Origin of the sequence: Sphingomonas montanisoli (assembly GCF_008274695.1) — a bacterium.
Taxonomy (GTDB): Bacteria; Pseudomonadota; Alphaproteobacteria; order Sphingomonadales; family Sphingomonadaceae; genus Rhizorhabdus; species Rhizorhabdus montanisoli.
In genome coordinates this window covers 21,242-34,020 of record NZ_VTOU01000004.1, presented here as the reverse complement: position 1 = coordinate 34,020, position 12,779 = coordinate 21,242, and the positions used below count along the sequence as shown (strand labels likewise).

Genomic DNA, 12,779 nt, shown 5'->3' with positions numbered 1-12,779 from the left:
TCGGGCGGCCAATGGAAACATCCCAGCTGCGTGTCGCCCTGTTCACGGGCAACTATAATTATGTGCGCGACGGCGCGAACCAGGCGCTCAACCGGCTCGTCGGCTATCTGCTGAAGAAGGGCGCGGCCGTCCGCATCTATTCGCCGACGATCGACGAACCCGCCTTTCCCGCCACCGGCGATCTGGTCGGCGTGCCGGCTTTCCCCGTCCCTGGGCGTGGCGAATATCGCTTCCCGATCGGCCTGCCGCTGCGCGTGCGCCGCGACATCACCCGCTTCGCGCCCAACATCATCCATGTCGCAAGCCCCGAAGTGCTGGGCCACCGCGCGATCAGCCTCGCCCATGCGCGCAACCTTCCCGTGGTGGCATCGGTCCACACGCGGTTCGAAACTTATCCGCGTTATTATGGCCTCGCCTTCCTCGAGCCGCTGGTGCTGGCACTGCTGCGGCGCTTCTACCGGCGCTGCAACGCGATCTTCGCGCCGTCCGAATCGATGGCGCAGCTGCTGCGCGAGCAGCGGATGAACTATGATGTCGGAATCTGGTCGCGCGGGATCGATCGCGAGATCTTCCAGCCGTCCCGCCGCGATCTGGAATGGCGGCGGGGCTTCGGGATCGAGGACGATGTTCCCGCAATCGGGTTCGTCGGCCGGTTGGTGATGGAAAAGGGCCTCGACGTCTTCGCCGACACGATCGACGAGCTCAAGCGTCGGCAGGTGCGGCACAAGGTGCTGGTCGTCGGCGACGGCCCCGCGCGCGAATGGTTCGAAAAGCGCTTGCCCGAGGCGGTGTTCGCAGGCTTCCAGGGTGGCACGGATCTGGGCCGCGCCGTCGCATCGATGGACATGTTGTTCAATCCGTCGGTCACCGAGACCTTCGGCAATGTCACTCTCGAAGCGATGGCGGCGGGCCTGCCGGTGGTCGCCGCCCGCGCGACGGGCAGCGAGAGCCTGGTCGACGACGGCGTATCGGGTCGACTGATCCAGCCGGGCCGCACCCGCGCCTTCGCGGACGCGCTCCGCCTTTACTGCAACGACATCGATGCCCGAACGGCGGCCGGAGTCGCGGGGCTGGAGGCCAGCCGCCCTTATGGCTGGGACGAGGTCAATCAGGTGCTCGTCGACGGCTATCTGCGCATCATCCGCCAGCATTCGGCGGGCGTGAAGGTGCGCAAGAGCCCGGTGCCCTAACCCGCCCGCAGCAACCCCACCGCTGCATCGCGTTCGAACAGGTAGAGCGCGGTGCGGGCGGCGGTGCCACGCACACCCTCCAGCCCACCATCGCGATCGACGAGCAGGCGCGCATCGTCCGTCGCCGCTTGGATCAGCGCGGAGACTGCCTCCGGCCCAGCGAGCCGGAACCCTGCCTCGCCCGACTGACGCGTGCCAAGGATGTCGCCGGCACCGCGCAGGCGCAGATCCTCCTCAGCGATGCGAAAGCCGTCATTGGTCTCGCGCATCAGGGCAAGGCGCGCGCGCGATGTTTCGGACAGGGCATTGCCGCGCAGCAGCAGGCAGGTCGACTTCTGATCGCCGCGCCCCACCCGCCCGCGCAACTGGTGGAGCTGGGCAAGGCCAAAGCGATCGGCGCCCTCGATGATCATCAGGGTCGAATTGGGCACGTCGACGCCGACCTCGATCACCGTGGTCGCGACCAGAACGCCATGATCGCCGCGCTGGAAGGCGGCCATGACCGCATCCTTTTCGGGCCCCTTCATCCGTCCGTGGACCAGGCCGACGCGGTCCCCGAACATCTGCCGCAGCATCGCGGCGCGGCTCTCGGCGGCCGCCATGTCGGACACCTCGCTCTCCTCGACCAGCGGGCACACCCAATAGGCCTGCCCGCCCTTCTCCAGATGGCGGCCGAGCGCACCGGCGACCTCGTCGAGCCGGTCGACCGACATCACCCGCGTCTCGATCGGCTGGCGTCCCGGTGGCATCTCGTCGAGCCGGCTGACGTCCATCTCGCCATAATGGCTGAGCGTCAGCGTGCGCGGGATCGGGGTGGCCGTCATCACCAGCAGGTGCGGCGGGCGTTCGGCCTTGGCCTGCAGCAACATGCGCTGCGCGACGCCGAAGCGATGCTGCTCGTCGACCACGGCGAGGCCGAGGCGTTTGTAGCTCACGGCCTCCTGAAAGATCGCATGGGTGCCGACCAATATGTCGATCGATCCGTCCGCGAGCCCCATCAGAGTCGACTCGCGCACCCGGCCTTTTTCGCGCCCGGTCAGGATTGCGACGTTGACGGGCAAGCCCGCGAGCGTGCGGCTGAGCGTGTCGAAATGCTGGCGCGCGAGGATTTCGGTCGGGGCGAGCATCGCGCCTTGCGCCCCCGCCTCGACCGCCGCGAGCAGCGCCATCGTCGCCACCAAAGTCTTGCCCGCACCGACATCGCCCTGGAGGAGACGCGTCATGGGGGTCGACTGGCGCAGATCGGCCTCGATCTCGGCGATCGCGCGGCTCTGCGCTCCTGTCGGGGCATAAGGCAGCTTGAGCGCATCGCGCAGCCGCCCGTCACCGATCAACGGCACGCCCTTGCGCCGGCGCGACGAGGCGCGGACGAGCATCAGCGCGAGTTGGTTGGCGAACAGTTCGTCATAAGCGAGCCGTTGTCGCGCGATCACGTCCTGCGGATCGGCCTGCGCGCGCGTCACCGCCTCGCGCCAGTCGGGCCAGCCCCGCGCTGCCTTCAGCCCCGGCTCGATCCATTCGGGCAGTTCAGGCGCGCGCTCGATCGCCTGCTCGATCATCTGGCCGAGGCGCCGGTTGGTCAGCCCCTCCGACAGCGGATAGACCGGCTCATGTTCGGGCAGGTCGCCCGCCTCGGCCGGGGGTAGGACATGATCCGGATGGACCATCTGCAATTCCTGCCCATAGAGATCGAGCTTGCCCGATACGACGCGCGGTTCGCCGATCGGCAGCAGCTTCTTTGCCCAGCCCGGATTGCCGCCGAAATAGGTGAGGCTGATGCTATTCCCCTCCTGATCGACCGCGCCGACCCGGAAAGGCCCGCGCCCGCCCGACGCGCGGTAGGATGTCGGCACCAGACGGATCGTCACGATCCGCCCCGCATCGGCCATGTCGAGGACGTCGCGCTTGTGGCGCTCGATCGTGCCGGTCGGCAGGTGCCACAGCAGATCGACGACCCGCTCGAGCTCCAGCCGTTTCAGCGGTTTGGCAAGCGCCGGCCCGACGCCTTTCAGCGCCTCCACCTCGGCGAACAATGGATTGAGAATATCGGGGCGCATGACTATCTGCCCTCATATCGTTTCGTTCGCTGGCGTCCAATTGCCTGCGGGCCTCATCGCTATTGGAGCATCATGGACCGCGACGCCCGTATCAAGCGCCTGCAATTCCGCGCCTGGCATCGCGGCACGCGCGAAGCGGACTATATGATGGGCTGCTTTTTCGATCAGCTCCATCAGGGATGGGACGAAGAATCGCTCGCCTGGTTCGAAGCGCTGCTGGGTCAGGAAGATCCCGACATTCTGGGCTGGGTGATGGGGTCGATTCCTGTGCCCCCCGAATGGCAGGGGCCGATGATGGATCGGATGCAGCGGCTCGATTACATCAAGATCAATTGAGCTACCGCCGTTCGTGTCGAGCGAAGTCGAGACACGTTGGCTGGACGCGAGTGAACGTGTCTCGACTTCGCTCGACACGAACGGAACTCTGAAAAAATGACAGATCTCCAGCGTATCCTCAAAGCCTCCGAACCGCTGACGCTCGCGCGGGCGCCGGCGGGGTTTCAGCCGTGGCTGCTCGCCGATCTGGCGCGCGCGGCGGCGGCGAAGGGCGGCCGCGTGGTCTTCGTCGCGGCGGATGACCAGGCGATGCATGCGGTGGCGGATGCCGCGAGCTATTTCGCGCCCGAACTGTCGGTGTTCCATTTCCCGGCCTGGGACTGCCTGCCCTATGACCGGGCAAGCCCGGCGCTGAAGATGACGACCGACCGGCTCGCCGCGCTCCACGCGCTGCAGGCCAAGCCGAAGGGGCCGGTGCTGATCGCGACGACGATCAATGCGGTAACCCAGCGCACCCTCACCCCCTTCCGCATCCGCCAGCTTGTCGCCAAGCTTGCGCCCGGCGAGCGGATCGATCGCGATAAGCTGGCGGCCTTGCTCCAGGCGAACGGCTATGTCCGCGCCGATACCGTGACCGACCCCGGCGAATATGCCGTGCGCGGCGGCCTGGTCGATCTCTACCCCTCGGGCCAGCCCGCGGCGCTGCGGCTCGACTTTTTCGGCGACGAGATCGAGAGCGTCCGTCAGTTCGATCCCACCGACCAGCGGACGATCGGCCGTATCGACGGCTTCACGCTGCTGCCCGCGTCCGAAGCCTTGCTCGACGAGGAGACGATCAAGCGCTTCCGCGGCCGCTATCGCGAGCGCTTCGGCGCGACCGCGACCGGCGATCCGCTCTATCAGGCGGTGTCCGAAGGCCGCCGCCTTGCGGGCATGGACCATTGGCTGCCACTGTTCGAGGATCGGCTGACCACCATCTTCGATCATCTGTCGGACGACGATCTCGTCCTGCGCGAAGGCGGCAGCGTGAAGGCGGCCGAGGATCGGTTCGAAGCGATCACCGACTATCACGCCAATCGCGTGCGCGCGCTTTCGAAGGAACCGGGCAGCTATCGCCCGCTGGACGCGAACGAACTGTATCTGACGTCGGCGGATTGGGAGAGCGCGGTCGCAGATCGGCCAATCCACCTCGTCACCGCCTTCGACGAGCCGGAAAGCGCGCGCGTCATCGACATGGCCGCCGAAGCCGCACGCGATTTCGCGCCCGAACGCCAGCAGGGCGTCAACATCTACGACGCAGTCGTCGAGCATGTGGAGCAGCTCGGCAAGGCGAAGAAGAAGATCATCCTCGCCAGCTATTCGATCGGTTCGCGTGAACGCTTCGCGGGGCTCCTCAAGGATCACGGCCTCGATCGCGTGCCGTTCGCCGACAATTGGCAGGAGGCACTCGGTCTCGCCAATGGCGGCGGCGCCGCGCTGGCCGTGCTCCCGCTCGATCATGGCTTCACCAGCGGCGATGTCGCCCTCCTGACCGAGCAGGACATGCTCGGCGATCGGCTCGTCCGGCGGAAGAAGCGCAAGAAATCGGCTGACGCTTTTTTGCAGGAATTGGCGACGCTCAGCCCCGGCGACCTCGTCGTCCACATGGAACACGGCATCGGCCGCTATGAGGGGCTGACCTCGATCCCGGTCAGCAAGGCGCCGCACGACTGCGTCGCGCTGACCTACGCCGGCGGCGACAAGCTCTACGTCCCGGTCGAAAGCCTCGACGTTCTCAGCCGATACGGCGCCGAAAACGAAGGCGTCACGCTCGACAAGCTTGGCGGCGTCGCGTGGCAGCAGCGCCGCGCGCGCATGAAGGAGCGGATCCGCGAGATTGCGGGCGAGCTTATCAAGACCGCCGCCGAACGCGCGCTGCGGCCCGCCGAAATCGCCCAGCCCGAGAACGAATATAACGAGTTCGTCGATCGTTTCCCCTATCAGGAAACCGACGATCAGGATCGCGCGATCGCCGACGTGATCGACGATCTGGGTTCGGGCACGCCGATGGACCGGCTCGTCTGCGGCGACGTCGGCTTCGGCAAGACCGAGGTCGCGCTGCGCGGCGCCTTCGTGGCGGCGATGGCGGGGATGCAGGTCGCGATCGTTTGCCCCACCACCCTGCTCGCGCGCCAGCACCACCAGAACTTCATCGATCGCTTCCGCGGTTTCCCGATCAATGTGGGCCGCCTGAGCCGACTGGTGCCCGCCGCCGAGGCGAAGAAGGTCAAGGAAGGGTTGGCGGACGGTTCGCTGGATATCGTCGTCGGCACCCACGCGCTGCTCGCCAAGGGGATCGAGTTCAAGCGCCTCGGCCTCGTCATCGTCGACGAAGAACAGCGTTTCGGCGTGACCCACAAGGAACGGCTGAAGGCGCTCAAGACCGACGTCCACATGCTGACGCTCACCGCGACGCCGATCCCGCGCACCTTGCAGATGGCGATGTCGGGACTGCGCGAATTGTCGGTGATCCAAACCCCGCCGGTGGATCGCCTCGCGGTGCGCACCTATGTCGCGCCTTGGGATGGCGTGGTGGTGCGCGAGGCTTTGCTGCGCGAACATTATCGCGGCGGGCAGAGCTTCCTCGTCACCCCGCGCGTCAAGGATCTGCCCGACATCGAGGAGTATCTCCGCAAGGAAGTGCCCGAGATCAAATATGTCGTCGCCCACGGCCAGATGGCGCCGAGCGAGGTCGAAGAACGCATGTCGGCCTTCTACGACAAGAAGTTCGATGTTCTGGTATCGACCACGATCGTCGAAAGCGGCCTGGACATCCCGTCGGCCAACACGCTGATCGTCAACCGCGCCGACAAGTTCGGCCTGGCGCAGCTTTATCAGCTGCGCGGGCGCGTCGGGCGCTCCAAGACGCGCGCTTACGCCTATCTGACCACCAGCGACCGGCGGATCACCGATACCGCCGAAAAGCGGCTCCACATCCTCCAGAATCTCGACACGCTGGGCGCGGGCTTCCAGCTCGCTTCCCACGATCTCGACATTCGCGGCGCGGGCAATCTGCTGGGCGACGAGCAGTCGGGCCATATCAAGGAGGTCGGCTTCGAACTCTACCAGTCGATGCTGGAAGAGGCGATCATGGACGCCAAGGCCGGCGGCATCGCCGAGGAAAAGCGCGAGGCGTTCTCGCCCCAGATCACCGTCGACGCGCCGATCCTGATCCCCGAGGACTATGTCCCCGATCTCGACCTGCGCATGGGGCTGTACCGCCGCATGAACGGTGCCGAGAACCGCCAGGAACTCGAGGCCTTCGCCGCCGAAATGATCGATCGCTTCGGTCCGCTGCCAGAACCGACCCAGAACCTGTTGAGCGTCATCGAGGCCAAGCTCAACTGCAAGACGGCGTGCGTATCGAAGCTCGACGTCGGCCCGCGCGGCGCGCTCGTCACCTTCCACAACGACAATTTCCCCGATCTGCCGGGGCTGTTGGCCTATGTCGACCGGTTGAAGGAGGTCGCCAAGCTGCGCCCCGACAGCAAGCTCGTCATCAACCGCGGCTGGCCCGACCCCAAGGCGCGCCTCCACGGCGCGCTGCAACTGTCGCGCGGACTGGCGAAAATTCTTTCTTAGTCGCCCCCTTTTCTCGTCATTGCGAGCGCAGCGATGCAATCCAGTCCGCGGTTCGGAATGGATTGCCGCGTCGCCTCCGGCTCCTCGCAATGACGAGGCTTTATGCCGCCGTCGTCAAAAACCCCGGAAAACTGGTCGTCAGATAATCGAGAAACACCGGGCTCACCCCTTCGGCCGGCATGCGGGTGCGATCGATAGGGGGCGGGTCCATCGCGAAGGCCCGGTCACTGTCGACCCGATGCGCAAAGTCGTGGTTCACGATCGCCGCGCGACCGATCAGAACGAAATCCGATCCGGCATCGAGGCACGCCTGCGCCGTCGTGCCCGACCGCACCTGCCCTGCCACGCCGATACGGGTATTGCGCCGATCGAAATCAAGAAACCAGCTGAGCAGCGGCCGCCCCTTGAACGCTTCCTCCTCGGGATCCTTGAACGCATCCCACAGCGACATGTCGATATAATCGAGCTGATCCTCGGCGCAGAGCTGCTCGCACAACGTCCGCACCTCGGCCATCTGCATCCCCATACGCTCGGCCGAAAGACGCAGGCCCAGGGTGAAGTCCTCGCCGCACCGCGCGCGGACCCCGGCGATGATCTCGCGGATGATTCGGGCGCGATTGTCGAGCGGGCCACCATAGCGATCGTCCCGCCGGTTCATCTCAGCACTCAGGAAGGCGCAAAGGATATATGTGTGCGCGCCGTGCAGCTCGACGCCGTCGAAGCCTGCCTGCTGCGCGCGCTCGGCGGCGCGCACGAATGCCTCAACCAACGCCTCGACCTCCTCGAGCGACATCGCCCGCGCGCCACTCACCGCATCCTCGGACGGCCCGATCGGTTGCTCGCCGGTCAGCCCGGCATTGGTCCGCAATCCGGCGTGATAAAGCTGCACATAAGCCAATGCGCCATCGGCCTTGATCGCGCTCGCCAACCGGGTGAGGCCGGGCAGGCATATGTCGTCATGGATGCCGAGCTGCCCCTGAAAGCCCTTGCCGTTGGGCTGGACGAAGGCGGCGGCGGTCATCACCGCGCCGAAGCCGCCCTTCGCACGCATGACCAGCCAGTCATGCTCCTCCTGCGAGAGCGTCCCATCCTCATGGCTCTGCCAGTTGGTGAGCGGCGCCAGCATGAAGCGGTTCTTCATCGCGGGCCCCCGCGTAAAGCGCAACGGCGCGAACAGATCCTGCATCCCCATCTCCCTTTCGTCCGCTTGAACCAGCGTGCGCGCGAAAGGTCAATTTCAGGCGGCGGGAGATGCTTCCGAGCGCTCACCGTGAAGGAGATGGATCAGGGCGTCGCTGTCGACGGCCCGCGAACAGAGATAACCCTGATAATAATTGCAGCCTTCGCGTGCGAGCAGGCCAAGCTGTGCGGACGTTTCGACGCCCTCTGCCACCACCGCAAGGCCCAGCGAGCGCGCCATATCGATCACACCGCGCACCACGATCCGGTCGCGGGTCGACCCGGAGATGTCGGCAGCGAGCGCCTTGTCGATCTTGAGATAATCGAGCGGTAGCGCCTTCAGGTAAGCGAGGCTCGAATAGCCCGTGCCGAAATCGTCGATCGCGACGCGCAGTCCTGCGCCGCGCAGGTCGCTTAGGATCATCGCTGCGTTCGCCAGATCCTCGATCAGCCCGCTTTCGGTGACTTCGACGGTCAGGCGCTGGCGGGGGAAGCCGACCGCGTCGACGCGTGCCAGGAATTCCGCGACGAAATTGGGGGAGATGATGTCCGATGCGGTGACGTTCAGCGACAGGCGCAGATGCGATAGCGCAAGCGGCCACCGCGCCGCGAGTTCGAGCGCGCGCCGCTGGATATGCGCCGACAATTGAGTGACGTAATCGGAGCGCGCCGCGGCGTCGAACAGCGTTTCCGCGCCCAGCTCGCCCAGCGTCGGGTGCCGCCAGCGCGCCAGCGCCTCGACCCCGACAATCTCGCCTGTGCCGATCTTGACCTGCGGCTGGAACAGCACATCGATCTCGCGATCGTGCAGCGCGCGGCGCAGGTCGATCTCAAGCTGGCTGCGGCGATTCGATTCTGCCTCCTGGCTGGCATCGAGCATGTGGACGCCCTGGTCGCCATGCTTGGCGGCCGCAAGCGCCGCCCCGGCGCGCTGGAACAGCGACGCGACCGGCTCGCCCCGATCGGGCTCCGCCGCCGCGACACCAACGCGGCAGCTCAGCGGGATCAGACGATCGGCCGACACGAAAGGTCGGCACACCGCGTCGACCAGACGTTGCGCGATCAACTCGGCCTTTTCGGGCGCCATCGATGATCCGATCGCGATCGCGAATTCGGAACCGGCCGTGCGCGCCAGCAGCACGCGATCCTGCCCGCTTTGCCCCATGATCCGTTCGATCCGCTTGGCGACGCCCTGCAGGACGGCATCGCCCGCCACACGCCCGAAGGCGGCATTGACCAGGCCGAAGCGGGTGATGCCGAGCAACATCAGGGTCGCACGCGGCTCCGGTCCTTCTTCATTCGCCAGCCGCTCGGCCAGGAAAGCCCGCACCGTATCGGCATCGGCAAGGCCGGTCAGCGGGTCGCTGGGACCGGCCGGCACATCGCTGTCGTCGCGCGATCCTTCGACCCAGCCGATCACGATCCCGCGATCGTCGTCGAAATGGATATGGTGGGCCAGCCGCTCGCCGCGCGCGCCGACGCCGTGGGCAAAGGCACCCGCGCGACCATTGGCAAGCAGCTTGCTGAGCGCCTCGTTCGCGGCACGGCGCCCCGCACGGTCGATACCCGCCAGCAGCCGCCAGATGTGGACGTCCCGATCGGCAAAACCGATCCGTTCGGCGAAGGCGGAACTCAGCTGCACCGATCGATCGCCCGGACGCCACGACCATGCCTCCGTCTCGGCCAGCCGCAACCGCGCGCGTTCAGACGCGGATTTGCCGCCGCCTGCCACCCGCTCGACGAACCGGTCGGTCATCCGCAGCATGTTGACCAGCGCGTCCTGCCCAAAGGGGCTGACCAGATAATGGGTGACGCCCGCGTCGATGAAGCGATCAAGCACCGCCAGGTCGCCCTGCGAGATCAGAACGAGCAAAGCCGATCCGGTCGACGCGATCGGCAGCGACAGCGCCTCGCATGCCGCCAGCCCTTCGCGCGGGGCGCCCCGCGCATCGACCACCGCGATAGCAGCACCCGAGCCGATAAAGCGGCGCTCGATCATGTCGGACCGGCGCGCCGCGACGACCGGGCGACCCGATTTGCGGATCAGCGCGGCCAATTCATCACGTTGCCGAAACGATAACAGGAAAAGCGGCAGAAATCCGCCACCGGCCATCTGATCGGCCGTCCCTTCAAGCCCAGCGACATTCACCATCGGTTCAGCGTTTACCTTGAAGTGAAGCCTCGGCCAATCGCAAAGCTTCGGCAATGTAAGTAATATGGTTATGCTTGTGGACAGGAAGCCGCCCCTTGCGGGGAGGGTCTCAAGCGAATAGCTCTCCATCATGGAAATGCGTCCCGTCACGACATCTCCGCGACTGACCGACCGGCTCGGCCGGCGGATCAGCTACCTGCGGCTGTCGGTGACCGACCGGTGCGACTTGCGCTGCCGCTATTGCATGGCGGAAGACATGCAGTTCCTGCCCAATGGCGATCTGCTGACGATCGATGAGTTGGCGGTTCTGTCTGAAAACTTCATCCGCCGCGGCGTCCGCAAGATCCGCCTGACCGGGGGCGAGCCGCTGGTCCGGCGCGGGATCGACGATCTTGCGCGCGCCATCGGGCGCCATATCGGCCACGGCCTCGACGAACTGACGATCACTACCAACGGCACGTTGCTCGATACGCATGCCGAGGCACTGGCCGCCGCGGGCGTGCGGCGGATCAACGTCAGCCTCGACAGCCGAGATCCGGATCGTTTCCGTGCGATCACGCGCCGAGGCGATCTCGCCGACGTGCTACGCGGGCTTGAGGCCGCGAAGGCCACGGGTCTCGCGATCAAGATCAATATGGTCGCGCTGAAAGGCATCAACGACGACGAGATCGAGCCGATGCTGCGCTGGTGCGCCGAACAGGGCTTCGACATGACCCTGATCGAGACGATGCCGCTTGGCGAGGTCGACGAGGACCGGGTCGACCGCTTCCTGCCGCTCGATGGCGTCCGGGCGCAGCTGGCGGCGGACTACACGCTGACGCCGATCGATCATCGCACCGGCGGCCCGGCGCGCTATTCGCGGGTCGAGGAGCTTGGCGTCCGCATCGGCTTCATCACCCCGATGACCGCCAATTTCTGCGATGGATGCAACCGCGTCCGCGTGACGGCCAGCGGTGAGATTTTTCCCTGCCTCGGCCACGAAGATGCGATCGATCTGCGTGGAGCGCTACGTTCCGGCCAGTCGGATGCGATCGACGCTGCGCTCGACGAGGCGATGTCGATCAAGCCCGATCGCCATAATTTTCGTATCGCCGAACGCAGTGCTGCCCCCGCGGTGCGACGTCATATGAGCGTCACCGGCGGATGAACCCCTTCGAGAGCATCATTTTATGACCGACCGCCGGATGGCGCTCGTCGCCTCCCCCACGCCGCAGGCCAAGGCGGCGGCGGAGATGCTGCGCGAGCTTTACGAATGGCATCCGATCGACCAGGCCGAACTGGTCGTCGCGCTGGGCGGCGACGGCTTTCTGTTGCGCACGCTCCATTCGATGCTCGATCGACACCGGGTCTTGCCGATCTTTGGCATGAATCTCGGCACCGTCGGTTTTCTGATGAACGAGTGGAAGCCCGACCTGCTTGAGCTTCGCCTACAGCACGCCAAGACGATCACTGTTCTTCCGTTGCGCATGGAAGCGGTGACGATGGACGGTGAACAGGTCTCAATTCCCGCGATCAACGAAGTCTCCCTGCTGCGCGAAACCCGCGAAACCGCGAAGCTGGAGGTGATGGTGGACGGCCGCGTCGTCCTGCCGGAGCTGGTGTGCGACGGCGTGCTGGTGGCGACGCCGGCGGGATCGACCGCCTATAATCTGTCGGCGCAGGGACCGATCCTGCCGCTCGACTCCTCATTGCTCGCATTGACGCCGATCAGCCCGTTCCGCCCGCGGCGCTGGCGGGGAGCGATTCTCCCGAATCGCACGAAGGTTTCCTTCCGCGTGCTCGATTCGGGCAAGCGTTCGGTCAGCGCCGTCGCCGACCAGCGCGAGGTGCGCGATGTCGAGAATGTCACCATCTCGATCGACCGGACCAGCCCGCTCACGCTGCTTTTCGACCCCGAGCACGCCCTCGACGACCGTATCGCGGCCGAGCAATTCGCCACCTGAAAAATACGTAAATAGACGGGTTGCAACTTCCGCCAACCCGCTGCTATAGGCGCGCCTCGCCTCGGCGATACCGGTATTCCCTGATAGCTCAGCGGTAGAGCATTCGACTGTTAATCGAATGGCCGTAGGTTCGAATCCTACTCAGGGAGCCACCGACAACCCATCGAAAACAAAGCACATTTCTCCGTTTGGAGAGGTGTGCTTTCGTGCGTCGTTATGACGCGCTTTATGACATCCGTTATGACAAGCGCCCCACTTATTGTAGATGGCCGTCGTGTCGAGCTTCGTGTGCCGTGACATCGGCCGCGTATCGTCGACGCCGGCATCGCCCATCTCCGAGCGTAGATACCAGCGCCGCAGA

At 65.7% G+C, this 12,779-nt stretch carries 8 protein-coding genes and 1 tRNA gene; 6 read left to right on the top strand and 3 right to left on the bottom strand.

Annotated features, from left to right (window positions below; translation table 11 throughout):
- Window positions 1–11: 11 nt before the first annotated feature.
- A complete protein-coding gene (locus tag FYJ91_RS16665; protein ID WP_149523457.1) occupies window positions 12–1,190 on the top strand; it encodes a glycosyltransferase family 4 protein in 1,179 nt (392 codons plus the stop codon).
- On the opposite strand, the gene recG is transcribed toward FYJ91_RS16665, so the two are convergent.
- Window positions 1,187–3,247: an ATP-dependent DNA helicase RecG gene (recG, locus tag FYJ91_RS16660; RefSeq protein WP_149523456.1), complete on the bottom strand. Its 2,061-nt coding sequence runs from the start codon at window positions 3,245–3,247 to the stop codon at window positions 1,187–1,189. The two genes, FYJ91_RS16665 and recG, sit on opposite strands and share 4 nt — an antisense overlap.
- Before the next feature lie 72 nt (window positions 3,248–3,319).
- Between recG and FYJ91_RS16655 the strand changes: the two genes are divergently transcribed.
- Both FYJ91_RS16655 and mfd read left to right on the top strand, forming a co-directional pair.
- The gene (locus FYJ91_RS16655; RefSeq protein WP_149523455.1) at window positions 3,320–3,583 is read left to right on the top strand and encodes an FAD assembly factor SdhE; all 264 of its coding nucleotides are present in this window, start codon (window positions 3,320–3,322) and stop codon (window positions 3,581–3,583) included.
- A gap of 96 nt (window positions 3,584–3,679) precedes the next feature.
- Window positions 3,680–7,144: a transcription-repair coupling factor gene (gene mfd, locus FYJ91_RS16650; protein ID WP_149523454.1), complete on the top strand. Its 3,465-nt coding sequence runs from the start codon at window positions 3,680–3,682 to the stop codon at window positions 7,142–7,144.
- Window positions 7,145–7,244: 100 nt separating this feature from the next.
- On the opposite strand, the gene FYJ91_RS16645 is transcribed toward mfd, so the two are convergent.
- Window positions 7,245–8,330, bottom strand: coding sequence for an NADH:flavin oxidoreductase (locus FYJ91_RS16645; protein WP_149523453.1), 1,086 nt, complete (start codon window positions 8,328–8,330; stop codon window positions 7,245–7,247).
- Between the two features lie 51 nt (window positions 8,331–8,381).
- Window positions 8,382–10,475 carry a putative bifunctional diguanylate cyclase/phosphodiesterase gene (locus FYJ91_RS16640; RefSeq protein WP_246152686.1) on the bottom strand — a complete coding sequence of 698 codons (2,094 nt, stop codon included), beginning with the start codon at window positions 10,473–10,475 and terminating at the stop codon, window positions 8,382–8,384.
- A gap of 130 nt (window positions 10,476–10,605) precedes the next feature.
- On the opposite strand from FYJ91_RS16640, the gene moaA reads away from it, so the two are divergent.
- The 3 genes from moaA to FYJ91_RS16625 all read left to right on the top strand — a co-directional run bounded on the left by moaA (window position 10,606) and on the right by FYJ91_RS16625 (window position 12,570).
- The gene (gene moaA / locus FYJ91_RS16635; protein WP_149523452.1) at window positions 10,606–11,622 is read left to right on the top strand and encodes a GTP 3',8-cyclase MoaA; all 1,017 of its coding nucleotides are present in this window, start codon (window positions 10,606–10,608) and stop codon (window positions 11,620–11,622) included.
- Between the two features lie 22 nt (window positions 11,623–11,644).
- Window positions 11,645–12,418, top strand: coding sequence for an NAD kinase (locus tag FYJ91_RS16630; protein WP_149523451.1), 774 nt, complete (start codon window positions 11,645–11,647; stop codon window positions 12,416–12,418).
- A gap of 77 nt (window positions 12,419–12,495) precedes the next feature.
- Window positions 12,496–12,570, top strand: a tRNA-Asn gene (locus FYJ91_RS16625).
- The last annotated feature ends 209 nt before the right edge of the window (window positions 12,571–12,779 follow it).

Coding starts and splice junctions, on each gene's coding strand:
- FYJ91_RS16655 (WP_149523455.1), top strand. CDS start 3,320: ATGGACCGCGACGCCCGTATCAAGCGCCTGCAATTCCGCGCCTGGCAT.
- FYJ91_RS16640 (WP_246152686.1), bottom strand. CDS start 10,475: ATGGTGAATGTCGCTGGGCTTGAAGGGACGGCCGATCAGATGGCCGGT.
- moaA (WP_149523452.1), top strand. CDS start 10,606: ATGGAAATGCGTCCCGTCACGACATCTCCGCGACTGACCGACCGGCTC.
- FYJ91_RS16645 (WP_149523453.1), bottom strand. CDS start 8,330: ATGCAGGATCTGTTCGCGCCGTTGCGCTTTACGCGGGGGCCCGCGATG.
- FYJ91_RS16630 (WP_149523451.1), top strand. CDS start 11,645: ATGACCGACCGCCGGATGGCGCTCGTCGCCTCCCCCACGCCGCAGGCC.
- mfd (WP_149523454.1), top strand. CDS start 3,680: ATGACAGATCTCCAGCGTATCCTCAAAGCCTCCGAACCGCTGACGCTC.
- FYJ91_RS16665 (WP_149523457.1), top strand. CDS start 12: ATGGAAACATCCCAGCTGCGTGTCGCCCTGTTCACGGGCAACTATAAT.
- recG (WP_149523456.1), bottom strand. CDS start 3,247: ATGCGCCCCGATATTCTCAATCCATTGTTCGCCGAGGTGGAGGCGCTG.